Raw genomic sequence first — 24,700 nt, 5'->3', positions numbered from 1 at the left:
GGCGGCCGGAGATCTCCGGCCGCCCCTCATCCGTGCTCGCGCTCAACTGGCTTTATCCCAGCGGCATCCGCGGGAAGCGGCGCTCCTTCTCGGCGCTCTTGTCCGCCGCGGCCTGCTCCGCCTTCGCCACCGCCGCGTACTGGTCGACGTACTCCTGCTCGGACAGGGTCAGGATGGCGTACATGATCTCGTCGGTGATGGCCCGCAGGACCGCCTTCTCGTTCTCCATGCCGGCGTAGCGGGAGAAGTCCAGGGGCTTGCCGAAGCGGATGACCACGGGGTGGATGTTCGGGATGACCTTGCCGGGCGGCTGGGCCTCGAAGGTGCCGATCATCGCGCAGGGGACAACCGGGACCTGGGCCCGCAGCGCCATCACCGCGACGCCGACCTTGCCCTTGTAGAGACGGCCGTCGTGCGAGCGGGTGCCCTCCGGGTAGATGCCGAGCAACTCGCCCTTGCTCAGCACGCCGAGGCCCTCGCGGATCGCGGCCTGGCCCGCCTCCTTGCCGGTGCGGTCGACCGGGATCTGCCCGGCGCTGCGGAAGAAGGCCGCGGTCAGCCGGCCCTTGATGCCGGGACCCGTGAAGTACTCCTTCTTCGCGAGGAAGGTGATGCGGCGCTTGAGCATGGCCGGCATCAGGAAGTGGTCGGAGAACGAGAGGTGGTTGCCGGCGACGATGGCCGCGCCGTCCGCCGGCACGTTGTCCAGACCTTCGATTCGGGGCCGGAAGAACAGTCTCAGCAGTGGTCCCAACAACACGTATTTCAGTACGTAGTAGAACAAAGGGGTCGCTCCTCACTCCGGCGGGTCGCCTGGGCCGCCTCGTTCCAGCAGGTCAACCGGCGTGTCGTGGGGTTGCCAGTGTATGTGCGGGCGCAGTTCGCCGGAACACGGCGGACGCCGCGTCGCACGCGCGTGGGGACAACTGCCGCACCAGCCTCCAGTTACCTGCCGGTAGACGGCAACCCGAAGCCGCATCATGGCGCGATCACGCTCAACTGCTGGCGTACGCACGGCTCTTGTGTCTACGCGGATCCCTCTGCTCGCTCACAGCCGGACGATGACCAGGGCGGTGTCGTCGGTGGCGCCCCCCGGCGGCAGCAGCTCCAGGAGCACGGATTCCGCGAGCGTCTCGGGGTCCTCGGTACGGTGGTGGAAGAGGGCGTCGGCGAGGCGGTCCAGGCCGGTGTCGATGTCCTCGCGTCGGCGTTCGATCAGGCCGTCGGTGTAGAGGACGAGGATTGAGCCCTCGTCGTAGCGGATGCGGGCCTGGGGGCGGGGTATGGGGTCGACGCTGGCGTCGAGCGGCGGGTCGGTGGCCTGGTCGAGGAACTCGATGCGCCCGTCGGCGTGGACCAGGACCGGCGGCGGGTGCCCGGCGCTGCTGTAGGTGACGGTGTGCTCGTCGAAGTCGATGAATGTCGTGACGGCGGTGGCGGACTCCGCGCCGTCGACCACGTGCGCGTACCGGCCCAGGACGTTCAGTGCCTCGGCCGGCCCCATGGCGACACGGGAGGCGGCGCTCAGCGCGCTGCGCAGCTGGCCCATGACCCCGGCGGCGGGGAGGCCGTGCCCCACCACGTCGCCCACCGCCACACCGATGCGGTTGCCGCCCACCAGGTCGACGACGTCGTACCAGTCGCCGCAGACGTTGAGCGCGCCGACGGCGGGCCGGTAGCGCACGGCGGCCTGGTGGTGGCCGACCTGCAGGCGGGCGGGCAGCATCGCCTCCTGGAGCGCGAGGGCCACCTCCCGCTCGCGGGCGTGGGCCTGCCGCAGCCGCTCGTTGAGCTCCTGCAGCTCGCGTGCGCGGGAGTACAGCTCGGCCTCGAGGACCCGGGACCGGCTGCCGGTCGGGCCGCCCCGCGCCTTGATCAGCTCGGTGACCTCCTCGACGCGGTGCACGAGCAGCACCACGTCGCCGTCCCGGTCGCACACGGGGGCATTGACCGGGCTCCAGTACCGCTTGTCCCACTCCCCGGGCCGGTTCGGGTCCTCGACGTCGTAGCGCTGCAGGGCCATGGCGTCGCGCTCGCCGGTCTCCAGCACCCGCTTCAGCGAGGCCGCCAGGTTGCGCATGCCGGACGCTCCCGAGTCGTTCGGGTTGTCCGGGAAGACGTCGAACAGATAGCGGCCCACCACCTGCTCGCGGGTGCGCCCCGCCATCCGCAGGAACTCCGCGTTGGCGTCCGCGTAGACCAGCCCGGGCGTCAGCAGCGCCACCATTCCCGGCAGGCACTGGAACACCGCCGCGTAGTCGATCGCCTCTTCGTCCATGGCACCGCCTCACCGCCGGGTTCACGCTATTTTCTCGCGTCCTGCGCCATTTGCGCCGCTCGTCCGTCAGTCCGGAGGATCCTCCAGGGACTGCTCCGCCCAGATGACCTTGCCCTCGGGCACGAAGCGGGTGCCCCAGCGCTGGGTGAACTGGGCGACGAGGAGCAGCCCGCGGCCGCCCTCGTCCGTGGCACGCGGGTGGCGCAGATGCGGTGCGGTGGCGCCGCCGTCGGAGACCTCGCAGATCAGGGACGCGTCCCTGATCAGGCGGAGCCGGATGGGTCCGGAGGCGTACCGGATGGCGTTGGTGACCAGCTCGCTGACCACCAGCTCCGTGGTGAAGGCCAGGTCGTCCAGGTCCCATTCGGCCAGCTGCCGGGCGGCCTCCTTGCGGGCGTCGGCGACGATGGCCGGGTCGGCGGGCAGATCCCAGTCGGCGACCTGGTCGACGCCGAGCAGCCGGGTGTGGGCCATCAGCAGGGCCACGTCGTCGTGCGGGCGGGCCGGGACCAGCGCGTCCACCACGGCCCGGCAACGCAGGTCCAGCGCCGGGGACGGGGGCTCCCCCGCGCGCCGCCGTCCGCGCGTGGGGGACTCCAGGACCTGGCGCAACCGCTCACGGTCCGCGTCCACGGCCCAGTCGCGGTCCTCGCGGGCCAGCAGCCCGTCGGTGTGCAGGGCGAGCGTGCTGCCCTCCGCCAGGGCCAGTTCTACCGCCTCGAAGGGCGGGCCGCCGGCGCCGAGCGGAGAGCCCTGCGGGAGGTCGACGAAGGTGACGGTGCCGTCGGGCAGCACGACGGCGGGCGCGGGATGGCCGGCTGCGGCCATCGTGCACTGCCCGTCGACGGGGTCGTAGACGACGTAGACGCAGCCGGACCCGGCGACCTCGATGCCGGCGCCCTCCGGCGCGTCCGGTGCGACGCCCTCCTCGCGGGCGGTGCGCGCCACCAGGTCGTCGAGGTGCGCGAGGACCTCCTCCGGCGGCAGGTCCAGGGCCGCGAGGGTGCGTACGGCGGTGCGCAGGCGGCCCATGGCCGCGGCGGCGTCGATGCCGTGGCCCGGGACCTCGCCCACGACCAGGGCGACACGCGCGCCGGACAGCGGGATGAGGTCGTACCAGTCGCCGCCGAGGCCGGTCAGCTCGTCGGCCGGCCGGTAGCAGGCGGCCACCTCCACCGCGTTCTGCTCGGGCAGCCGGCGCGGCAGCAGGCTGCGCTGGAGGACCAGGGCGGCATCGCGTTCGCGGGTGTAGCGGCGGGCGTTGTCCACGCAGACCGCCGCCCGCGAGACGAGATCCTCGGCCAGGCTCAGGTCGTCCGCGTCGAACGGCTCCTGCCGCCGGCGCCGGAAGAACGTCGTGACGCCCAGCGTGACGCCCCGCGCCCGGATCGGCACGATCATCACGGAGTGCAGGCCGAGCTCCAGGAAGGTCGACGCCTGCTCGTCGGCCGGACCGGCGGCCCACGCCGTGGCGAGCGGGTCGAGGCGCTCCTCGAGCCAGGAGCTGCCCATGCTCAGACAGCGGATCGGCGGCGACCCCGAGAGATAGCGCGCCACCTCGCCGATCTGGACGACGGCCTCGGGCACGCCCGGGTTCACCGACTGGTGCCCGGCGCGGCGCAGCGGCACGCGGTCCGAGACGCTCAGCGGCCCCGGCGTCAGCTCCGCGCCCCGCAGCACCGACTCCAGCAGGTCCACGGAGACGAAGTCGGCGCACTCCGGCACGGCCACGTCGGCCAGTTCCTGCGCGGTCCGTACGACGTCGAGGGTGCGGCCGATGCGCTCACCGGCCCGGTCGAGCAGGGCCAGGCGCTGCCGGGCGCGGTGCCGCTCGGTGACGTCGACGACCGTGTAGTACACACCCATCGGGTGGCCCTGCTCGTCGTCGAGCCGGGCGAAGGACAGCATGTGCGCCGTCTCCCGGTGCGGAGCCGCCCGCACATGGCCCACCAGCTCGTAGCCGAAGACCGGCTCACCGGTCCGCAGTACGTGCCGCATCCGGTCCTCGATGCCCTCCGCGTTCAGACCGGGCTGGATCTCCGCCATCCGCCGCCCGAGCCGGTCCCGGGCGGATCCGCCGCCGAACTGCTCGAGCGCCGCGTTCGACCACACGCACCGCAGGGTCGTGTCCACGATCGCTATGCCGACCGGTGAGCCCGTGACCATCTGCTCCAGCACCGGGCGGCTCATGTCCCAGCCCGGCGCCCCGGCCACGTCGGAGATGAGGGCGAGCCACCGAGTGGCGCCCCCCGGGTCCGCGGCCGGGGTGACCCGCACCATGACCCGGAGCGGCTGACCGCTCTTGCGCCGCGCGGTCAGCAGCCCCGCCCAGCCGTCGTCGTCGCGGCAGCGCTCGGCCAGCTCCGGCAGGCGCGCGGCGTCCTCGGCCGCCAGCAGAGCGGTCACCCTGGTCCCCACCACCTCGGCCGGCGTGTACTGCAGCAGCCGCTGGGCGTCGCGGGTCCAGCTGATCACCACGCCCTGTGCGTCGAGCAACAAGGGCACGGCATCGGCCACGTCGAACCGCTGCCGGGCGATGTCCTGCTCCTCTTGTGTGCCCACGGCCGACCTCTCTGTCGCTGAGAGTGGTCTACCACCACTTGCCCCAATCTTCACCCTTCGGGCATCTCGGGGTGGCATCGACGAGAGACAAGTGCTGGGGGGCGGCGCCCGGCCGCCCCCCAGGGGTCACGCCACCAGCACCCGCTCCAGCGCTCCCAGCGCCGACTCCAGCTCCTGGGCCGTGATCGTCAGCGGCGGCGCCAGCCGGATCGTCGAGCCGTGGGTGTCCTTGACCAGAACCCCCTCGCGCATCAGCCGCTCACTGATCTCGCGCCCGGTGCCGATGGCCGGGTCGACGTCGACGCCCGCCCACAGGCCCCGCGCGCGGAAGCCGGTGACGCCCTTGCCGACGAGGGCGGCGAGGCCGCCGCGCAGCACCACGCCCAGCTCGGCCGCCCGGCGCTGGAACTCGCCGGTCTCCAGCAGCTCGACCACCGCCGTGCCGACCGCGGCGGCCAGCGGGTTGCCGCCGAACGTCGAGCCGTGCTCGCCCGGGCGCAGCACACCGAGCACGTCCCGGCGGCCGAGGACCGCGGAGACCGGCACGATGCCGCCGCCGAGAGCCTTGCCCAGCAGCAGGACGTCGGGGACGACGCCCTCGTGCTCGACGGCGAGGGTGCGGCCCGTACGGCCGAGTCCCGACTGGATCTCGTCCGCGATGAACAGGCAGTTCTTGCGGCGGGTCAGCTCGCGCACGCCGGTCAGATAGCCCTCGTCCGGGATGACGACGCCCGCCTCGCCCTGGATGGGCTCGATGAGCACGGCGGCCGTCGTCTCGTCGACCGCCGCCTCCAGCGCCGCCAGGTCGTTGTACGGCACGATCCGGAAGCCCGGCGTGAAGGGGCCGAAGCCCGCCCGTGCCGTCTCGTCCGTGGAGAAGCTGACGATGGTCGTCGTACGGCCGTGGAAGTTGTCCGCGGCGACCACGATCGTCGCCTGATCGGCGGGGACGCCCTTGACCTCGTAGGCCCACTTGCGGGCGACCTTGATGCCGGACTCGACCGCCTCGGCGCCGGTGTTCATCGGCAGCACCATGTCCAGGCCGGTCAGCGCGGCCAGCCGCTCGGCGAACTCGGCCAGCTTGTCGTTGTGGAAGGCGCGCGAGGTGAGCGTGAGCCGGTCCAGCTGGCGGTGGGCCGCCTCGATCAGCTCCGGGTGGCGGTGGCCGAAGTTGAGCGCCGAGTAGCCGGCCAGCATGTCGAGGTAGCGGCGGCCCTCGACGTCCTCGACCCAGGTGCCCTCCGCACGGGCCACCACGACGGGCAGCGGGTGGTAGTTGTGGGCCAGGACCGGCTCCTCGGCGCGGATCAGGGCGGCGGACGAACGCATGGTCACGGGAGCGGTCATGAACGGATCTCCTGGGTGCAGCACTTGATGCCGCCGCCTGCCTTGCGGAACTCGGACAGGTCGACGGGCACGGGGACGTAGCCGCGGTCGGCGAGCGATGAGGTGAGCGCCTCGGCCTGGGGCGCGATGAAGACGTTGCGGCCGTCGGACACGGAGTTCAGGCCGAAGGCCAGCGCGTCGTCGAGGGTGGCCAGCACGGCGTTCGGATACAGCCGCGCCAGCACCTCGCGGCTGCCCGGCGAGAACGCCTCCGGGTAGTACGCGACGTTGTTGCCCTCGGTGGAGTCGTCCAGCACGAACAGCGCCGTGTCCAGGTGGTAGAAGCGCGGGTCCACCAGGGTCAGGCTGATCACCGGGTGGCCGAAGAACTCCTGCACCTCGCGGTGCGCCTCGCGGGTCGTACGGAATCCGGTGCCGGCCAGGACGTAGCGCCCCGTCCACACCAGGTCGCCCTCGCCCTCGCAGACGGACTCGGGGCGGTGGACGGCGAAGCCGGCCGTCTTGAACCACGTGTCGTAGTGCGTGGACTCCGGGCGCCGCTCGGGCGCGTGGAAGAGGGAGCCGAAGACGCGGCCGTCCACGACGACCGCGGAGTTCGCGGCGAAGACCATGTCCGGGAGGCCGGGGGCGGGCTCCAGACTGTCGACCGTGTGGCCGTGGGACCGGTAGGCGCCGATCAGCGCCTGCCACTGCGCACGGGCCAGGTCGACGTCCGGCTGGGCGTCGGGATGCATCCAGGGGTTGATCGCGTACTGCACGGCGAAGTGTCTGGGCTCGCAGACGAGGAAGCGCCGTAGGCGCGGCACACGGGAGTCGGACACAGAGGGGTTCCTCCGCTTCCTGAGCGTCACTGAGGGTTGACACCAAGGTAGGAAGTGACGGAGACGGGCGACAAGGAACAAGAATTGCGTGTCTGCGCAGGAATGCTGCGTCTTTGACCGGTCTCACGCAGCGCTGCTGCGTAACCGGACGGCTAGGCGGGCGGCGGCTCGGGCGCGGGCTGGGTGGCGCCCGCCTCGGGGCTCTCCGGGAGCAGGTGGGACAGCACCATCACGCTGATCGTCTTGCGGATGAACGGCTCGGTGCGGATGCGCTCCAGCACCTCCTCGAAGTGCTCCACGTCCCGCGCCCGCACATGCAGCAGCGCGTCCGCGCCGCCGGTCACCGTCATCGCTGCCGTGATCTCCGGGTGGTTGCGCACCACCTCCGCGAGCCGCCGCGGCGGGGCCGCGCCCTCGCAGTACACCTCGACGTACGCCTCCGTGCGCCAGCCCAGCGCGGACGGCTCCACCGTGGCCGTGAAGCCGGTGATCACGCCCGTGTCGCGCAGCCGGTCGACACGACGTTTGACGGCCGTGGACGACAGCCCGACGAGAGCGCCGATCTCGGCGAAGCTCGTCCTGGCGTTGGCCATCAGCGCGGTGATGATCTTCCGATCGAGCTCGTCGAACGGCGCGGGCCTGCTGTTCATGTCGGCACTGTATCCAGCAGATACGTGCACGCCCGGCACATGTCCAGGCGTGCGGATTCCTCCTAGACTCCGGGTTCATGCTGCGCGCCCTCGCCGTCGACGACGAACGCCCCTCTCTGGAGGAACTGCTCTATCTGCTGAACGCGGACCCGCGCATCGGCAGCGTGGAGGGCGCGGGCGACGCGACCGAGGCACTGCGCCGCATCAACCGCGCGCTGCAGTCCGGGCCGGGCGGTCCCGAGGCGATCGACGTCGTCTTCCTCGACATCCACATGCCCGGCCTCGACGGGCTCGACCTCGCCCGGCTGCTGACCGGGTTCGCGAAGCCGCCGCTGGTCGTGTTCGTCACCGCCCACGAGGACTTCGCCGTGCAGGCCTTCGACCTCAAGGCCGTCGACTACGTCCTCAAGCCCGTCCGCAAGGAACGCCTCGCGGAGGCCGTGCGCCGGGCCGCCGAACTCAACGGTGCCGCCCCGCGCATCCCCGTGCACGAGCCCGACCCCGACCACATCCCCGTCGAACTCGGCGGCGTGACCCGCTTCGTGTCCGTCGACGACATCACCCATGTGGAGGCCCAGGGCGACTACGCCCGCCTGCACACCGACAAGGGCAGCCATCTCGTCCGCATCCCGCTGTCCACCCTGGAGGACCGCTGGCGCTCGCGAGGCTTCGTGCGCATCCACCGCCGCCACCTGGTCGCCCTGCGCCACGTCGGCGAACTGCGCCTGGACGCGGGCACGGTGAGTGTCCTGGTCGGCGGCGAGGAGCTCCAGGTCAGCCGCCGCCACACCCGCGAGCTGCGGGACCTGCTGATGAGGAGGCCGTAGCCGTGCCCGGCCAGGACCCCGTCGAGCGGCGCGTCGTCGTCACCGGCCCGCCCCGCCGCGCCCGGCGGGCCTTCGGCTACTACCGCCCGCGCACCGAGATCGACGAGCAGACCACCCTCGGTCACACCTACGTCCGCTCCCTGATGCGCAGTCAACTGCGCGCCGCGCTCGCGGTGTTCGCGTTCCTCGTGCTGCTGATCGGCCCGCTGCCGCTGGTGTTCGCCGCCATGCCGGACGCCCGGCGCCTGGAATGGGTGGTCCTCGGCTTCTGCCTCTACGCCCCGCTGGTCCTGCTCGGCCTGTGGTACGTACGGCGCGCCGAGCGCAACGAACGGGACTTCGTGCGCCTCGTAGAAGACCGGTGACGCGGTGGGCCGATGAACTCCAGCTACGCCGTCCCCGCCGTCGCCCTCGTCGTCGTGGCCACCGTCCTCGTCGGCGCGTTCGGCCTGCGCATCTCCCGCACCACCTCCGACTTCTACGTCGCCTCGCGCACCGTCGGCCCCCGCCTCAACGCGGCCGCCATCAGCGGCGAGTACCTCTCCGCCGCCTCCTTCCTGGGCATCGCGGGCCTGGTCCTGGTGCAGGGCCCCGACATGCTCTGGTACCCGGTCGGCTACACCGCCGGCTATCTGGTGCTGCTGCTGTTCGTCGCCGCCCCGCTGCGCCGCTCCGGCGCCTACACGCTGCCCGACTTCGCCGAGGCCCGGCTCGCCTCCTATCCGGTGCGGCGACTGGCCGGGGCTTTCGTCGTCGGTGTCGGCTGGCTGTATCTGCTGCCTCAACTCCAGGGCGCCGGGCTGACGTTGACGGTGCTGACCGGTGCGCCCCAGTCGCTCGGCGGGATCATCGTGGCGTTCGTCGTGGTCGCCACCGTCGCCGCCGGCGGCATGCGCAGCATCACCTTCGTGCAGGCCTTCCAGTACTGGCTCAAGCTGACCGCGCTGCTGATCCCCGTCCTCTTCCTCGTCCTGGCCTGGCAGGGCGACGGCGCGCCCCGCCACGCCTTCGAGGAGCCGGCCACCTTCCGCCAACAGCGCACCGTCCGCGTCGGCGACAGCGTCGACCTGACCCTGCGCGGCCCGCTGACCGTGACGGCGAGCGGCACCATCGACGGCCGTAGCCGTGACGACGAGCGGGTCCGACTGCCCGCCGGTACGCACCGCATCGCGGCCGGCACCCGGCTGACCTTCGCCAGGGGCGCCGCCGTCCCGGCTGCGGACCGCGGCACCGGCGGCGGCATGTCCACCTCGCTGGAGTCGAGCCGCGAGGAACGCCCGCTGTACGCCACGTACGGGCTGATCCTCGCGACCTTCCTCGGCACGATGGGGCTGCCGCACGTGGTCGTCCGCTTCTACACCAGCCCGCACGGCGTCGCCGCCCGCCGCACCACGGTGGCCGTGCTCGGCCTGATCGGCGCCTTCTACCTGCTGCCGCCCGTGTACGGAGCCCTCGGCAGGCTCTACACCCCCGAACTCACCCTCACCGGTGACGCGGACGCCGCCGTGCTGCTGCTGCCCGACCGGATGATCGGCGGCGTCGGCGGCGACCTGCTCGGCGCGCTGGTGGCGGGCGGGGCCTTCGCCGCGTTCCTGTCCACGGCCTCCGGGCTGACCATGGCCGTCGCGGGCGTGCTCACCCAGGACGTCCTGCCGACGCGCGGCGTACGGCACTTCAGGCTCGGCACGTTGCTCTCCATGGCCGTGCCGCTCGCCGCCAGCGTCATCGTGGGCGGGCTGCCGGTCGCCGACGCGGTCGGCCTCGCCTTCGCGGTGTCCGCCTCGTCCTTCTGCCCGCTGCTCGTCCTCGGCATCTGGTGGCGCCGGCTGACCCCGCCTGGGGCGGCCGCCGGGATGCTGATCGGCGGCGGCTGCGCGTTCGTGGCGGTGGCCGCCACCATGGCCGGCTTCCCGGGCACGGGCCCGCTGCACGCCCTGCTCGCCTGGCCCGCCCTCTGGTCGGTGCCGCTGGGCTTCCTCACCATGGTGCTGGTGTCTTTGGCCACGCCGGGGCGGGTGCCGACCGGGACGGAGGCGATTCTGGCGCGGTTCCATCTGCCGGAGCAGCTGCGGGCGGAGGTGAAGGCGTGAGCGGGTTCCTGGCCGGGCTGTGCGTGGCCGTACTGCCGCTGCTGGGCGCCGGGTTCTGGCTCGGCCGGCGCACGGCCCGTTCGGAGAGCCTCGGGGGCCTGGGCACCCCCGTCGAGCACGCCACCTTCGAGACCCTGCACACCGCCTCGCTCGCGGCGCCTCCGCTGCGGGCGGGCCTGACGGAGGAGACCGCGCGCAAGTCCGCGCGCAGGCTGCGCACCCTGCTCGGCACGGACGCGCTGTGCCTCACCGACCAGAAGGGGGTCCTGGTCTGGGACGGCGTCGGCGGCCATCACCGCTCCGAGATCATGGAGCGCCTGGCCGGACCTCTGGAGTCCGGCCGCGGCGAGGCGTTCCGGCTGAGCTGTGACACCCCGGACTGCCCGGTGCGCTGGGCGGTCGTCGCCCCGCTCACCGTCGACGACAGTGTGCACGGCGCCCTCGTCGCCTGCGCGCCCCGCGAGTCCGCGGTGCTGGTGCGGGCGGCCGGGGAGGTCGCCCGCTGGGTCTCCGTCCAGCTGGAGCTGGCGGACCTGGACCAGTCCCGCACCCGGTTGATCGAGGCCGAGATCAGGGCACTGCGCGCCCAGATCTCCCCGCACTTCATCTTCAACTCGCTGGCGGTGATCGCCTCGTTCGTGCGCACCGACCCGGAACGGGCCCGCGAACTCCTCCTGGAGTTCGCCGACTTCACCCGCTACTCGTTCCGCAGGCATGGCGACTTCACCACCCTGGCCGACGAACTGCACGCCATAGACCACTACTTGGCGCTCGTGCGGGCACGCTTCGGCGACCGCCTGTCCGTCACCCTGCAGATCGCCCCCGAGGTGCTGCCGGTGACGCTGCCCTTCCTGTGCCTGCAGCCGCTCGTCGAGAACGCCGTCAAGCACGGTCTGGAGGGCAAGGCGCTGCCCGCCGGCAGGAGCCGTATCAGCATCACCGCGCAGGACACGGGCGCGGAGGCCCTGGTCGTCATCGAGGACGACGGCGCGGGCATGGACCCCGGCCTGCTGCGCCGCATCCTGGCGGGCGAGGTCAGTCCCTCGGGCGGCATCGGCCTGTCCAACGTCGACGACCGGCTCCGCCAGGTCTACGGCGACGACTACGGGCTCGTCATCGAGACCGCCGTGGGCGCGGGCATGAAGATCACCGCCCGGCTGCCCAAGTACCAGCCGGGCGTGCACCCCGCGGGGCGGGTCACCCAGGATCTCTCCGCGGACCTCCCCGAGGATCTCCCCGGGGAGTGAGCCTCAGGCGCTGCTGCGGGTGGCGATCATTCCGAGGGTGAGCAGGCCCAGCACGACCCAGCCGAACCACAGCCAGCCGTTGGAGCCGAGCGCCACCGTGTAGGCGGTAACGACGACGAGACCGCCGACGGTGAGCGCCCCCATCGTCTTCGTGGAACTGTCCGTGGAACCGGGCATCGCAACACCCTCCTCAGGATTCGTTCCCCTCCATGGTGCCCCCGTTCTGCTTCCGCACGGTGCACACGACGAAATGAGTGCCCGACTTCCATGCCCCGGCGCTGGTCCAGGAGCCCGAGGTGTAGAGCGAGGGGTCGAAGCCGTAGTCGCGCGGCGGCACGTCCTCGGCGCACGCCGAGTCCGACTCCGTACGGGCCCGGGCGAGCGTGACGTCCTGGCCCAGCCGGGTGAAACCGAGCACCTGCTCGTCGTGCGGGCCGGAGCAGGACACCAGGCGGGCGTCGCGGTTGGTGCGGGTCTCGAGACAGTCCCGCCGCTGCATGTTCGCGGTGTCGGCGAAGGCGGAGCCGGTCTTGCGGTGGGCGTCGAGCGGCCCGTACACCGGCCCGTGCGCGCCCAGCACCAGACAGGCGGTGCGCCGTCCCGAGGCCTCGAATCCGCCGTCGCTCGGCACGACGGCGACGCTGCGCACGTCCGCCAGCCGCTCCCGGACCTCCTGCGTCCGTTCCTCGCAGCGGGCCGCACCCTGCTTGCGCGCCTCGTCCGCCGACGCGGCCGTGACGAAGGCCATCACCTGCCCGTCCGGCGGCCCGTCCGAGCAGGAGGTGACCAGGCGCAGCCGGGGCGTGCCCCGGAAACGGGCCGAGTCCGGCCAGTCCGCGAGCACGCAGTCCCCGTCCTTGAGCGGCTTGGCGAGCCCGACCGCGCTGCCGTACGGCAGCGCCTTCCCGCCGCCCTTGCCCGTGTCCTGGTGGGCCATGGCGTACCAGACCCCGCCCAGGGCGAGCGCCAGGCCGAGCGACGCGGCGAGGGCGGCGCGCAGGGCCCGGGGCAGTTCGCGGCGGCGATGCGCGGGAGCCTGTCTCTGCACGACGACCGGTCCGAAGCCGTCCGGGACGGAGCCCGGCGGGGGAGGGGCGGGCGCCATCTGGGCCCACGGCGGCTGTGAGCCGAGGTCGGTCTGCGTACGGGCGTAGGAGTCGGCCTGCGGTGTCACGATCTGCGACAGCGCCGCCTCCGCCTCGGGCGCGGACGGGCGCCGCCCCGGGTCCTTGGCGAGCAGGTTCAGCAGTACGGGGCCCAGCGCGCCGGCGCGCACGGCCGGCCGGGGTTCCTCCATGACGACCGCGGTGACCTCGGCGAGGTTGGACTCGCGCTCGAAGGGGCCGCGGCCCTCGACGCCGTAGTACAGCGTGCAGCCCAGCGAGAACAGGTCGGCGGCCGGGGTGGGCGTCCCGCCCGTGGCGCGCTCCGGCGCCAGATAGCCCGAGGTGCCCACCAGCACGGACGCCATGGTGTACCGGGTCTCGCCGGCGTCCGGCTGCAACGAGATGCCGTAGTCGGTGAGCAGGATGCGGCCGTACGGCGCCCCCGTGCGGTTGGGTGCCAGCAGGATGTTGGCCGGCTTCACGTCCCGGTGCATCACGCCCCGCTGGTGCCCGGCGGTCAGTGCGTCGAGCACGGCGAGCCCGAGGCGGGCGCACTCCGCGGGTGCGAGCGGGCCGCGGGAGGCGACCAGTTCCTTCAGGTCGACGGCGCCCGCGACGTGCTCCATCACGATCCACGGCAGCCCGTCGTGCTCCAGCACGTCGTGCACCGTCACCACGTGCGGATGGCCGCGCAGCCCCGCCGCGTGCCGGGCCTCCGACCGCGCGCGAGCGACCCGGGCCTCCCGCTCCTCGTCGCTCGGGTCCGCGTCCCGGAAGACGATCTCCTTGAGCGCGACCTCGCAGGCGAGTCTCTGGTCGTGGGCGAGCCACACATGGCCCATGCCGCCGCTGCCGAGCCGGTTCAGCAGCAGATAGCGGCCGGCGATGACCCGGCCCACTCCCGACGTCGGTGATCCTGGATGCATCCGGTGACTCCCGGGTGGTGCGGCGCTAGGTGATCGCGACGGAGGCGGCCCCCGAGGACGCGGGCTCACTCGTGGCGGGGGCGCTGCTCGCCGGCTCGCCGCCGGCGGGCGCGCTCGTGGTGACCGGGACGCTGGGCGGCGGCGCGCTGCTCGTCACCGGGTCGCTCGTCGGCGGCGGTGCACTGCTGGTGACCGGAGCGCTGGTGGTCACCGGCGGAGGCGAACTGGCCGGCGGACTCGACGTGGGCCCGGAGGGCGAAGTCCCGGGCCCGCCGCTCGCCGGGTGCGAGGGCGACGACGGCGACGATGGTGACGACGGCGGTGGCGTGGACGGCTGGGAGGCCGAGGACGACGGGGGAGTGGCGGACCCGCCGGTGGAGCCCCCGGGTGTCCCGGGAGTCCCTCTGGACGGGCCGCTCGGCGTACCCCCGGACGGGCTTCCCGGCGTCCCCCCGGACGGGCCGCTCGGCGTCCCCTCGGACGTGCTGCTTCCCGACGCAGCCCCGGTCGCGGTCAGCGTCACGTACGCCCCGAACCCCAGCTCGGTCCCGGCCGGTGGATCGGACGCCGTGACCCGTGCGTCGTCGGGCGGCCGCTCCTTGCCGGCGTACCCGATCGCCAGCCCCTTCCGCGCCAGTTGCCGGCTCGCGTCCCCGAAAGTGCTGCCCATGACATCGGGCACCGCCCGCCGCCTGGCTGCGTCGAAGGTCCTGTCCTGCGCGCCCGTCGTGCCCACCGGCCGGTCGATGCCCCGGCCCGGATCGCGGACGTCGACCAGAGCGAGCTGTTCCATTTCCCGTGGCGCGGGCCGTACGGCCACCACCGAGGAACGCTGATATCCGTGCCACTTCTTGTTGCCGGCCTCGAACTTGACCGAAATCCGATTCGTGTCACCCGTGAAGGGCCGGAGCGGATTTCCGCACGAGCACTTCACAGCCGGAAGTCCCCGTTCGTCGACGAGAACGGCGATTCCCGTCTGGAGCAAGGAGTTGAAGGGGGTGGCTTTTCCGTTCTTGTAGTCGTGATTCACCACCAGGGTGTCGTGACGCAGGAGAACAGGAGTGAGCCGGTCCAGATATCCCGGAATCCGGTCCGTGTCGATGTTCAGTGCGTCGGCCCACGCCTGCGCCTTCCGGCGGTTGGCGGGGTCCGTGAGAAAGGCCTTGAGCCGCTTGACGTCGCAGATCGTCGGTTGCCTCGTGCCCCCGTACAGGCCGGGCGTCCCCCCGTACAGGCCGGGCGTGTCCCCTTGCTGCAGGCTGCCGTGGACGGCCTGCGGCCGAATGCCCGCGGCGTCATGCCCCAGGCCGCTCTTCTCGTCGAAGAACGGCGCGACGGATGGAACCCCCGCGGCCACCGCCTTCACGAGCAGCAGCGGCGCACTCCGATCACAACCGCTGAGCGCCAGTACGAATACGAGCAGGACGGCGATCTTTCGGATCACCGATTTCCCGGCCCCTTGCATAAATGCGCGAAATGTCATCACCGCTCCCCCGTGCGGTTCCCCCGATGCACTTCATGCTACTGAACGCCGCCGAAAGGCGAAGCCCTCACTGGCCGCGTGCGTTCAATGAGGCCAAATAGGCGTTGTATGCCTCGAGTTCCTTGTCGCCGTCGCGGTCGGCCGCCCGGTCCTTGCGCCGGGCCTGCCGCTGCTCGGAGCCGTACCACTGGAACAGCAGGGCGAGCAGTACGAGTACGGAGGGGACCTCGCTGAACGCCCAGGCGATGCCGCCGGCCGCCGTCTGGTCGGACAGGGCGTCGATGCCGAGCGAGGCCGGCGGATTCTTGAACGTCTCCACCATCGGCGTCGACGCCATCATCAGCGCGATGCCGAAGAAGGCGTGGAACGGCATGCCCGCGAACAGCTCCAGCATCCGCATGAGGTAACCCGGGCGCTGCGGGCCGGGGTCGACACCGATGATCGGCCAGAAGAAGACGACACCGACGGCCAGGAAGTGCACCATCATCGCGACGTGCCCGGTCTTCGACCCCATCAGGAAGTCGAACAGCGGCGTGAAGTACAGCGCGTAGAGGCTCGCGATGAACAGCGGGATGGTGAACGCGGGGTGCGTGATGATCTTCATGTACCGGCTGTGCAGCAGCATCAGCAGCACCTCGCGCGGTCCCTTGCGGCCCCGGCCGGCGGTCGGCAGCGCGCGCAGGGCCAGTGTGACCGGGGCGCCGAGCAGGATCAGGATCGGCGACAGCATGCTGATGATCATGTGCTGCACCATGTGCACGCTGAACATGACCATGCCGTAGTCGTTCAGCTTGGTGCACATCACGAGGCCGATGGTCAGCACACCGATGACGAACGAGACCGTCCGCGCCGGCGACCACTTGTCGCCGCGCCGCCGCAGCCGCACGACCCCCCAGCCGTACAGCGCCAGCCCCGCCACGCAGGCGACCAGGAAGAACGGGTCCGTGGACCACTCCAGCCCCCGCCCCAGCGTGAACGGCGGCAGATCCATGGTCATGCCGTGACCGCTGTGATCCATCCAACGGCTCCTGATTCGTGGGGGTTGTGCGCTTTGTGTCCGGACCCAGAGTAAGACCGCCCCCGGCCGCGCTTGCGACCGGGGGCGGACTCTCGAGTTCCGTACAGGATCGGGCAGGTACTAGAGAACGCACTCCGCCTCGTCGTACCTCTCCACCGGCACCGTCTTCAGCGTCTCCACCGCCTCGGCGAGCGGCACCATCACGATGTCCGTCCCCCGCAGCGCGGTCATCTTGCCGAACTCCCCACGGTGCACGGCCTCCACCGCGTGCCAGCCGAACCGCGTGGCCAGCACGCGGTCGTACGCGGTCGGCGTGCCGCCACGCTGGACGTGCCCGAGGATCACCGGCCGCGCTTCCTTCCCGAGGCGCTCCTCCAGCTCGATGGAGAGCTGGCGGGCGATCCCGGCGAAGCGCTCGTGGCCGTAGATGTCCTTGCCGCCCTCGTCGAACTCCATGGACCCGGCCTTGGGCTTGGCGCCCTCCGCGGCCACGACGATGGCGAACCGCTTGCCCGCCTCGAAGCGCTCGCCGACCTTGCGGGCCAACTCGTCGATGTCGAAGGGGCGTTCCGGTACGACGATGGCGTGGGCGCCGGCCGCCATGCCGGAGTGCAGCGCGATCCACCCGGTGTGGCGGCCCATGACCTCCACGACCAGGACGCGCTGGTGGGACTCGGCGGTGGTCTTGAGCCGGTCCAGGGCCTCGGTGGCGACACCGACGGCCGTGTCGAAGCCGAAGGTGACGTCGGTCACCGCGATGTCGTTGTCGATGGTCTTGGGGACGCCGACGATCGGCAGTCCGCTGTCGTACATCAGCCGGGCCGCCTTGAGCGTGCCCTCGCCGCCGATGGGGATGATCGCGTCGAGCCCGAGCTCCTCGACATGGCCCTTGGCCCGCTCCACCCCGTCGCGCAGATGCGAGGGCTGGACCCGGGAGGAGCCGAGGATCGTGCCGCCGCGGGCCAGGATGCCGCCCACCGCGTCGAGGTCGAGCTTGAGGTAGTCACACTCCAGGAGGCCCTTCCAGCCGTCCCGGAAGCCGATGACCTCGTCGCCGTGGTCGGCCACGGCGCGGTGCACGACGGACCTGATGACGGCGTTCAGGCCGGGGCAGTCGCCGCCGGACGTGAGGACACCAATGCGCATAGCCCGAAAAACCTTCTCCAACGTGGTCGGATCCGGACCACGCTGTCCGGCTCGAACCCCGCCACCCTAACGGCAGGAGGGGGCGGGGCCGCACTGTACGTCCGACTGCTGGACGACCGCGCTCACCTGTGCGGACGCATCGTCAGACGGGCTGGTTCCCGGACTAGGCGGGCTGCTGTGCCGAGGCGATGCGCTCGTTGCGCAGCGCCTCGTACCAGCGGTCGTCGGTCGGGGGCAGCGCGTTCACGTCCAGCGCGAGCTTCAGCAGCAGATCCGCGATCTGCGGGTTCCTGGCCAGCACGGGTCCGTGCATGTACGTACCGAAGACCGTGTCGTTGTACGCGCCCTCGGTGCCGTCGCCCGTGCCGTTGCCGTTGCCGATGCGCACCTTGGCGAGCGGGCGGGCGGTCGGGCCGAGGTGGGTGACGCCCTGGTGGTTCTCGAAGCCGGTCAGCGGCGGCAGACCGAGGCGCTGGTCGATGTCGCCGAGCACGTCACCGACGCACCGCCGGCCCTCGCCGCGCACCGAGACCACGTCGAGCAGGCCGAGGCCGGGCTCACGCTGGCCGAGGTCGTTGATGAACTCGTGGCCGAGGATCTGGTAGCCGGCGCAGACCGAGAACAGGATCGCGCCGTTCTCCGCGGCACGGTTCAGGCCGCCGTCGCGGCGCAGCCGCTCGGCCGCGAGCCGCTGCGGACGGTCCTCGCCGCCGCCGATCAGGTAGATGTCCCCGGAGGTGGGGATCGGCTGGTCGCTGCGCACGTCGAGCCGGGCCACGTCGAGGCCCCGCTGCCGGGCCCGGCGCTCCACGACCAGGACGTTGCCCTGGTCGCCGTAGGTGCTGAGCAGGTCGGGGTAGACCCAGACGACCCGCAGGCTGTTGTCGCTCACTTGTGTCCCCTGAGGTGTCAGTCGGTGTCAGTTGCCGACGCGGCGGCGCAGGTCCTGGAACGCGGTGTAGTTGGCGATGACCTCGATACGGCCGGGCGGGCTGGCCTGCACCGCCTGGTCGAGGTCCTCGCAGACCTGGAACTGCTGGTTCGCGACCTCCAGGCGCACCGCGAGGTCGAGCTTCCGGTCGCCGATCACGCAGATCGGGTGGCCGGTCAGGCGGGTGTAGTCGACGTCCCACAGCCAGGAGGTGTCGGTGCCGTCGGCGCCGCGCGCGTTCACGGAGAGGATCACCGGGGTCGGCGGCGGGTCGATCAGGCTGAACGTTTCGAGCCAGCCGGCCGGGTTCTTCGCGAGCAGCAGCCGCAGGTCGCGCTGCTGGAACTGCACGACGTCGTAGCGGCCGGCCACGGCCTGCACCTGGTACATGCGCTCCAGGGCGACCTGCGGCGGCACGCCGAAGACGGCGGCGACTGCGGCGGAGCTGGCGGCGTTGGCCTTGTTGGCACGGCCGGGCAGCTGGAGGTGGATGGGCCAGGCGGAGCCGTGCGGGTCGAGGACGTGGTCGCCGGACAGGGCCCAGCTGGGCGTGGGACGGCGGAAGCCGCACTCGCCGCAGAACCAGTCGTCGCCGGGCCGCTGCATCACGCCGCCGCAGGACGGGCAGGACCAGGCGTCGTCCTTCCACATCTGCCCGGCGGCGACCCAGATGACGTTGGGCGAGGAGGACGCGGCCCACACCACGAGCGGGTCGTCGCAGTTGGCGACGATGACGGCCTTCGACCCGGCGAGTCCCTCACGCCAGTTCTCGGCGAGCATGCGGGTCTCGGCCGCGCGGTCGAGCTGGTCGCGGGAGAGGTTGAGCAGGGCGATGCACTTGGGGTCGGTGTCCCGGGCGACGCCGGCGAGGTACTTCTCGTCGACCTCGATCACGCCGTACCGGGCGTCCGAGCTGCCGGCCAGGGCGGAGGTGATGCCGGCGGGCATGTTGGCGCCGAGCGCGTTGGAGACGACCGGGCCCGCGGCCCGCAGCGCCTCGGCGATCAGCCGGGTCGTCGTGGTCTTGCCGTTGGTGGCGGACACCAGGACGACGTCCAGGTTCTGGGCGAGACGCGCGAGGAGGTCGGGGTCGAGCCTGAGCGCGACCCGGCCGCCGATCACCGATCCGCTGCCGCGCCCCGCGGCGCGCGACGCCGCAGCGACCGCCTTGCCCGCGGTCACGGCGAGCTTGGCCCGCGGCGAGAGCGGGTCCGAGTTGCCTGACATCAGTTCTCGATCCTCCTTGCGTACGCGCCGCGCTCCTGCCTGACGGCAACGTGGTGGTGGTCAGCCTATCGAGATCCATTCGCACTCCCGAATCGCCGTACCCTTGCGGCCATGCGAAACAGCTTCATCCCGGGCACCCGCGGGCGCGTGAGACCCCTCACCCTCCACGGTGACCCGCGGCTTCACGCCCCTTGTGCGGAGGTGACCGACTTCGGACCCGAACTGGCGTCCCTGGTGGAGGACTTGTTCGCGACGATGTACGCCGCGCAGGGCGTGGGCCTGGCGGCGAACCAGGTGGGGCGGTCCCTGCGGGTGTTCGTCTACGACTGCCCCGACGACGAGGACGTACGGCATCTCGGGCACGTGGTGAACCCGCGCCTGGTCGAGGCCGACGGAGTGGTGCTGCGGGGTCCGGAGGGGTGTCTGTCCCTGCCGGGCCTGGAGGCCGGGACGGAGCGCTACGACCATGCGGTGGTCGAGGGTGTCACGGTGACCGGGGAGCCGGTCACCGTGCACGGCACGGGCTTCTTCGCCCGCTGCCTCCAGCACGAGTGCGACCACCTGGAGGGGCGGGTGTACGTGGACCGCCTGGAGGGATGGCGCAGACGGAAGGTCCTGCGCCAGGTGGCCAAGGCGTCCTGGGGCGAGCGGGGTTGAACGGGTCCTAGAAGCCCGGACCGCCGACCTTGTCGCCCGCCGCGGCCAGCCTGCCCCACAGCAGATCGGCCAGGATGCGCACCAAGTCAGCGCGTGAGCAGGGGCGTTCGTAGAGCCACCAGTCGCCGGCCGCGTGCATCATGCCGACGATGCCGTGGCCCCACACCCGGGCCAGCTGCTGGCTCTCCGGTCCGAGGTCGAGGCGGTCCTCGATGACCTGGGCCAGTTCCTCGCCCATCCTGCGCAGCAGCGGGGCGGAGTGCTGGCCGACGTCGAAGCCCTGATCGCTGCCCTGGTCGCTCTGGGAGCCCTCCGCCGGATGCATCAGGAACCGGTAGACCTGGGGGCGTGCCTCGATCGCGGCGAGGTAGGTGTCCAGCGTGGCCTCGACCCGCTCACGCCTGTCGGCCGGTGCGTCCAGGGCCGCCCGCAGCGAATCCAGCAGGGCGTCGGTGTGGCGCGTGGCCAGCGCGGCGTAGAGTCCGCTCTTGTCACCGAAGTGCCGGTACAGGATGGGCTTGGTGATGCCGGCCTCGGCGGCGATGGCGTTCATCGAGGCCTGCGGCCCGTCGCGCAGCACCACCCGGTCCGCGGCCTCCAGCAGTTCGCGCCGACGGCGGTCGGCGGACCGCTGCTGCTCGGTCCGCTGCGTGGTGTCCATGAGCTCTCCCCACCCGTGCTGTTTCGGTGACGCCTGCGCAAACTAACACTCAACATGCCCTCTGCATCGAACTGGCTGCCGACCGTCATCGGGAGTTGACTTTTCCTACCCGCGGGTAACACATTAGTGTTACCGCTAGTAACATGTAGATGTACCGCCCTGGAGGGGTCATGGCCGAGTTCACCATGGAGCTCAACGACGAACAGAAGGAGGTCAGGGACTGGCTGCACGGCTTCGCCGCCGACGTCATACGCCCTGCGGCCGCCGAATGGGACGAGCGTGAGGAGACTCCCTGGCCCGTGATCCAGGAGGCCGCGAAGGTAGGCATCTACTCCCTCGACTTCTACGCGCAGCAGTACTTCGACCCCACCGGGCTCGGTATCCCGATGGCGATGGAGGAGCTGTTCTGGGGCGACGCGGGCATCGCCCTGTCGATCGTAGGCACCGGGCTGGCCGCCGTGGGCGTTCTCGCCAACGGAACCGAGGAGCAGATCGGCACCTGGATCCCGCAGATGTACGGCGACGCCGGCGATGTCAAGGTGGCCGCCTTCTGCTCCTCCGAGCCCGACGCCGGCTCCGACGTGGGCTCCATGCGCACGCGGGCCGTGTACGACGAGGCCAAGGACGAGTGGGTGCTCAACGGCACCAAGACCTGGGCGACCAACGGCGGCATCGCCAACGTCCACGTCGTCGTCGCGGTCGTCGACCCCGAGCTCGGCTCCAAGGGCCACGCGTCCTTCATCGTCCCGCCGGACACCCCGGGCCTGTCCCAGGGGCAGAAGTTCAAGAAGCACGGCATCCGTGCCTCGCACACCGCCGAGGTCGTCCTGGAGGACGTGCGCGTCCCCGGCTCCTGCCTGCTCGGCGGCAAGGAGAAGCTCGACGAGCGCTTCGCCAGGGCCAGGGAGCGGGCCAGGACGGGCGGCGAGCGCGTGAAGAACGCGGCCATGGCCACCTTCGAGGCCTCGCGCCCGGCCGTCGGCGCGATGGCGGTGGGCACCGCCCGCGCCGCGTTCGAGGTCGCCCTCGACTACGCCAAGACCCGCGAGCAGTTCGGCCGCCCGATCATCGACAACCAGGGCGTCGCCTTCCAGCTGGCCGACATGCGCACGCAGATCGACGCGGCCCGGTTGCTGGTGTGGCGCGCCTCGTGGATGGCCGTCAACGGCAAACCGTTCACCGCGGCCGAGGGCTCGATGTCCAAGCTCTACGCGAGCGAGACCGCGAAGAAGGTCACCGCGCAGGCCGTCCAGATCCTCGGCGGCAACGGCTACACCCGCGAGTACCCGGTCGAGCGGATGCACCGGGACAGCGCGATCTACACCATCTTCGAGGGCACGAGCGAGATCCAGCGCCTGGTGATCGCGCGGACGCTCGCGGGTATGCCGATCCGCTGACCGCTCGGGTTCGACGGGAACATGCGCGGCTCCGCCGCGGCCGGTCGACGGTCGCGTGCGGCGCCGTCGTGGCCGGTCGCGCCCGCGCGGCGGTAGCCGCATATTCGATGCAGCCCCGCGCCCCTGACGGGGCGCCGGCGCGCCGTCCCGCTAGCTCACCGGGCGGCCTCCGCGGGGGATCACCAGGCCGCTGTCGTACGCCAGGATGACCGCCTGGACCCGGTCGCGAAGGCCGTACTTGTCCAGGATGTGGGCGATGTGCGTCTTGACCGTCGTCTCGCCCACGCCGAGTTCGAGCGCGATCTCCGCGTTCGACAGGCCGCGGGCGAGCGCGCGCAGCACGTCGAGTTCGCGGCCCGTGAGGGCGTCGAGGCGGCGGGGCACCGGCTCCTCGTCGGGTGCGCCCAGGTGTGCGAACCGGTCGAGCAGCCGGTGGGTGATGCGCGGCGAGAGCACGGCGTCGCCGTCGGCGACCGTGCGGATCGCGCCCACCAGGGAGTCGGCGGGACCGTCCTTCACCAGGAACCCGCTGGCTCCGGCCCGCAGCGCGTCCACCACGTGGGCGTCCAGGTCGAACGTCGTCAGGATCACGACCCGGCTCTCCGACCCGGACTGCACGATGCGGCGCGTGGCCTCGACCCCGTCCATGCCGGGCATGCGGATGTCCATGAGGACGATGTCCGGCTTCAGGGCCTGGGCGCCCGCCACGGCCTCGGCGCCGTCCGCCGCCTCGCCCACGACGTCGATGTCCGGCTCCGATTCGAGGATGAGCCGGAACCCCGTCCGGATCATCGGCTGGTCATCGACCAGCAGGACGCGGATGACCTGCATACGCGGAGTGCCCTTCGTGCCGTGGTGCGGAAGCGGTGACGGATGCGGGAACGGATTCGGACGGGGGGAGCGGGATGACGGCGTGAACGCAGTAGCCGCCGCCGGGCCGGGTGCCGGTGTGCAGGGAGCCGCCCACGGCCCCGACGCGCTCGCGCATGCCGACCAGGCCGTGCCCGGTGCCGTGCGCCGCGACCGGGGGCCGTACCGGCTCGCCGTCGGGCCGGGGCCCGTCGTCGCACAGCCGCACGCTGAGCCGCTCCTGCTCCGGCTCCCAGGCGACCTGGAGCGCGGTCCGGGTGCGGCCCGCGTGCTTGAGGGTGTTGGTGAGTGCCTCCTGCACGACCCGGTACACCGTCAGGTGTGATCCGGCGGGCAGTTCGGCGGGTGCGCCGGTGGTGCGGTAGTCGATCTCCAGCCCGGCCGCCCGCACCGACTCCACCAGCGCGGGCAGCGCCTCGATGGTGGGTTGCGGCGGTTCCTTGCTCGGGTCGCCCGCCGTCTCCTCGTCGGTGCGCAGCACGTCGAGCAGCCGACGCAGCTCGGTGACGGTGGCCCGGCCGGTCTCCTCGATGGTGCCGTGCAGTTCGTGTGCCTTGCCCGCGTTCCGCTCCTGGACCCGGTCCGCGGCGATGGTCTGCACGACCATCAGGCTGACGTTGTGCGCGACGATGTCGTGCAACTCGCGGGCGATCCGGGCCCGTTCCTCCATGACCGCGGCCCGCGCGTTCGCGGCCTGCTCCCGCTCCAGCGCGCCGGCCCGCTCCAGCGCCTGGTCGCGGATGGCCGCGCGGGCCCGGGTCAGCCGCCCGAGCGCCCAGGCGGCGACCAGCAGCACCGCGTCGGTGAACAGCGCGGTGATCCGGTGCCCGGCCGGGGCGAGCACCGCCTCGGTCACGGCCGACGCCGGGATGAGCACCGCCCCGACCAGCGTGGCGATCCTCGGCGTGCAGCGCATCGCGGTCAGGAAGACGGCCGTGGCGACGGCGACGTAGGTGGGCCCGATGGACGTCCCCTCCGGACCGGATAGCTCGGGCACGTAGTGCAGGCTCTGCAGCACGCCCGCGGACACCGCCGACACCAGCAGGGCGGGCAGCGGGAAGAGCCGGTGCAGGGCCAGCGGGAGCGTCGTGAGCAGGACGAGTACGGCGAAGTAGACGTCCGGCGAACGCAGTTCGGGACCTCCCGGCGGCATCGCCACCGGCAGGGCCAGGCATCCGGCGGCCAGCAGCAGGGCCAGGGCCGTGTCGGTGACGGCCCGGGGCATCGGGCGTCCCGCGAGCGACTCCATCCGGTCCATGTCACCACCGTAGACGGATCCCCTGTGCCCGTGATCTCCCCTGGGGCGGAGAGTCCGCGGCCGCTCTCCTCCCAGGAGAGTCCTCCGCAAGGAGGAGACGCCCCGCCACCTCGCCCGACCGGCCGAGACGCCGGTTCGGCGGCACGGCCGAGGCCAAGTGACGGCAGTGCCGGTGCACTTGAGGCACCACCCACGGAC

General features: G+C 72.0%; 22 protein-coding genes. 6 read left to right on the top strand and 16 right to left on the bottom strand.

Translation table 11 applies throughout. The annotated features are described in order from the left end of the window. Positions 1-52: 52 nt before the first annotated feature. From ACGFYN_RS21940 to ACGFYN_RS21915, 6 genes are all read right to left on the bottom strand, one after another. Positions 53-784 carry a lysophospholipid acyltransferase family protein gene (locus ACGFYN_RS21940; protein WP_393867521.1) on the bottom strand — a complete coding sequence of 244 codons (732 nt, stop codon included), beginning with the start codon at positions 782-784 and terminating at the stop codon, positions 53-55. Positions 785-1,048: 264 nt separating this feature from the next. Further along, positions 1,049-2,278: a PP2C family protein-serine/threonine phosphatase gene (locus tag ACGFYN_RS21935; protein ID WP_393867520.1), complete on the bottom strand. Its 1,230-nt coding sequence runs from the start codon at positions 2,276-2,278 to the stop codon at positions 1,049-1,051. Positions 2,279-2,344: 66 nt separating this feature from the next. After that, positions 2,345-4,840: a SpoIIE family protein phosphatase gene (locus tag ACGFYN_RS21930; RefSeq protein ID WP_393867519.1), complete on the bottom strand. Its 2,496-nt coding sequence runs from the start codon at positions 4,838-4,840 to the stop codon at positions 2,345-2,347. 126 nt (positions 4,841-4,966) lie between these two features. Beyond that, on the bottom strand, positions 4,967-6,187 hold the full coding sequence (gene rocD / locus ACGFYN_RS21925; RefSeq protein WP_393867518.1) for an ornithine--oxo-acid transaminase: 1,221 nt from the start codon (positions 6,185-6,187) through the stop codon (positions 4,967-4,969). Beyond that, positions 6,184-7,008 carry a dimethylargininase gene (gene ddaH / locus ACGFYN_RS21920; protein ID WP_393867517.1) on the bottom strand — a complete coding sequence of 275 codons (825 nt, stop codon included), beginning with the start codon at positions 7,006-7,008 and terminating at the stop codon, positions 6,184-6,186. Before ddaH ends, rocD begins: the two co-directional genes overlap by 4 nt. A 152-nt stretch (positions 7,009-7,160) precedes the next feature. Next, the gene (locus ACGFYN_RS21915; RefSeq protein ID WP_393867516.1) at positions 7,161-7,658 is read right to left on the bottom strand and encodes an Lrp/AsnC family transcriptional regulator; all 498 of its coding nucleotides are present in this window, start codon (positions 7,656-7,658) and stop codon (positions 7,161-7,163) included. 77 nt (positions 7,659-7,735) lie between these two features. On the opposite strand from ACGFYN_RS21915, the gene ACGFYN_RS21910 reads away from it, so the two are divergent. From ACGFYN_RS21910 to ACGFYN_RS21895, 4 genes are read left to right on the top strand one after another with little or no spacing between them, the layout of a single operon-like run. After that, a complete protein-coding gene (locus ACGFYN_RS21910; RefSeq protein WP_393867515.1) occupies positions 7,736-8,485 on the top strand; it encodes a LytR/AlgR family response regulator transcription factor in 750 nt (249 codons plus the stop codon). Positions 8,486-8,487: 2 nt separating this feature from the next. Continuing rightward, entirely contained in the window at positions 8,488-8,850 is a 363-nt protein-coding gene (locus ACGFYN_RS21905; RefSeq protein WP_393867514.1) for a hypothetical protein, read from the top strand. 12 nt (positions 8,851-8,862) lie between these two features. Then, complete coding sequence (locus ACGFYN_RS21900) at positions 8,863-10,575, top strand: cation acetate symporter (RefSeq protein WP_393867513.1); 1,713 nt, start codon at positions 8,863-8,865, stop codon at positions 10,573-10,575. Next, entirely contained in the window at positions 10,572-11,822 is a 1,251-nt protein-coding gene (locus ACGFYN_RS21895) for a sensor histidine kinase (protein WP_393867512.1), read from the top strand. Before ACGFYN_RS21900 ends, ACGFYN_RS21895 begins: the two co-directional genes overlap by 4 nt. Positions 11,823-11,825: 3 nt before the next feature. Here the strand turns inward: ACGFYN_RS21895 and ACGFYN_RS21890 are convergent, their stop codons facing one another. The 7 genes from ACGFYN_RS21890 to ACGFYN_RS21860 form a co-directional block, all read right to left on the bottom strand. Next, on the bottom strand, positions 11,826-11,999 hold the full coding sequence (locus tag ACGFYN_RS21890; RefSeq protein ID WP_384262231.1) for a hypothetical protein: 174 nt from the start codon (positions 11,997-11,999) through the stop codon (positions 11,826-11,828). 13 nt (positions 12,000-12,012) lie between these two features. Continuing rightward, positions 12,013-13,854, bottom strand: coding sequence for a septum formation family protein (locus tag ACGFYN_RS21885; RefSeq protein WP_393867511.1), 1,842 nt, complete (start codon positions 13,852-13,854; stop codon positions 12,013-12,015). 25 nt (positions 13,855-13,879) lie between these two features. Continuing rightward, positions 13,880-15,319: a DUF6777 domain-containing protein gene (locus ACGFYN_RS21880; protein ID WP_393867682.1), complete on the bottom strand. Its 1,440-nt coding sequence runs from the start codon at positions 15,317-15,319 to the stop codon at positions 13,880-13,882. Between the two features lie 85 nt (positions 15,320-15,404). Next, on the bottom strand, positions 15,405-16,355 hold the full coding sequence (locus tag ACGFYN_RS21875) for a cytochrome c oxidase assembly protein (RefSeq protein ID WP_393867510.1): 951 nt from the start codon (positions 16,353-16,355) through the stop codon (positions 15,405-15,407). 120 nt (positions 16,356-16,475) lie between these two features. Continuing rightward, a complete protein-coding gene (locus ACGFYN_RS21870; RefSeq protein WP_393867509.1) occupies positions 16,476-17,501 on the bottom strand; it encodes a 6-phosphofructokinase in 1,026 nt (341 codons plus the stop codon). 163 nt (positions 17,502-17,664) lie between these two features. After that, positions 17,665-18,393: a type 1 glutamine amidotransferase gene (locus tag ACGFYN_RS21865; RefSeq protein WP_393867508.1), complete on the bottom strand. Its 729-nt coding sequence runs from the start codon at positions 18,391-18,393 to the stop codon at positions 17,665-17,667. A gap of 27 nt (positions 18,394-18,420) precedes the next feature. Beyond that, positions 18,421-19,659, bottom strand: coding sequence for a MurT ligase domain-containing protein (locus tag ACGFYN_RS21860; RefSeq protein ID WP_393867507.1), 1,239 nt, complete (start codon positions 19,657-19,659; stop codon positions 18,421-18,423). A gap of 111 nt (positions 19,660-19,770) precedes the next feature. Between ACGFYN_RS21860 and def the strand changes: the two genes are divergently transcribed. Beyond that, complete coding sequence (gene def / locus ACGFYN_RS21855; RefSeq protein ID WP_393867506.1) at positions 19,771-20,316, top strand: peptide deformylase; 546 nt, start codon at positions 19,771-19,773, stop codon at positions 20,314-20,316. 7 nt (positions 20,317-20,323) lie between these two features. On the opposite strand, the gene ACGFYN_RS21850 is transcribed toward def, so the two are convergent. Next, positions 20,324-20,977 carry a TetR family transcriptional regulator gene (locus ACGFYN_RS21850; RefSeq protein ID WP_393867505.1) on the bottom strand — a complete coding sequence of 218 codons (654 nt, stop codon included), beginning with the start codon at positions 20,975-20,977 and terminating at the stop codon, positions 20,324-20,326. 170 nt (positions 20,978-21,147) lie between these two features. On the opposite strand from ACGFYN_RS21850, the gene ACGFYN_RS21845 reads away from it, so the two are divergent. Next, the gene (locus ACGFYN_RS21845) at positions 21,148-22,374 is read left to right on the top strand and encodes an acyl-CoA dehydrogenase family protein (protein ID WP_393867504.1); all 1,227 of its coding nucleotides are present in this window, start codon (positions 21,148-21,150) and stop codon (positions 22,372-22,374) included. Positions 22,375-22,524: 150 nt separating this feature from the next. Here ACGFYN_RS21845 and ACGFYN_RS21840 read toward each other — a convergent pair whose 3' ends face one another. Together ACGFYN_RS21840 and ACGFYN_RS21835 are read right to left on the bottom strand one after the other, a co-directional pair. After that, a complete protein-coding gene (locus ACGFYN_RS21840) occupies positions 22,525-23,205 on the bottom strand; it encodes a response regulator (protein ID WP_393867503.1) in 681 nt (226 codons plus the stop codon). Continuing rightward, positions 23,174-24,502 (bottom strand): sensor histidine kinase, encoded by a 1,329-nt coding sequence (locus ACGFYN_RS21835; protein ID WP_393867502.1) that lies wholly within the window; start codon positions 24,500-24,502, stop codon positions 23,174-23,176. The genes ACGFYN_RS21840 and ACGFYN_RS21835 overlap by 32 nt, the downstream gene beginning before the upstream one ends. Positions 24,503-24,700: the final 198 nt, after the last annotated feature.

The organism is Streptomyces sp. NPDC048419 (assembly GCF_043200415.1).
GTDB lineage: Bacteria > Actinomycetota > Actinomycetes > Streptomycetales > Streptomycetaceae > Streptomyces.
This window is presented reverse-complemented; position numbering and strand designations above follow the sequence as displayed.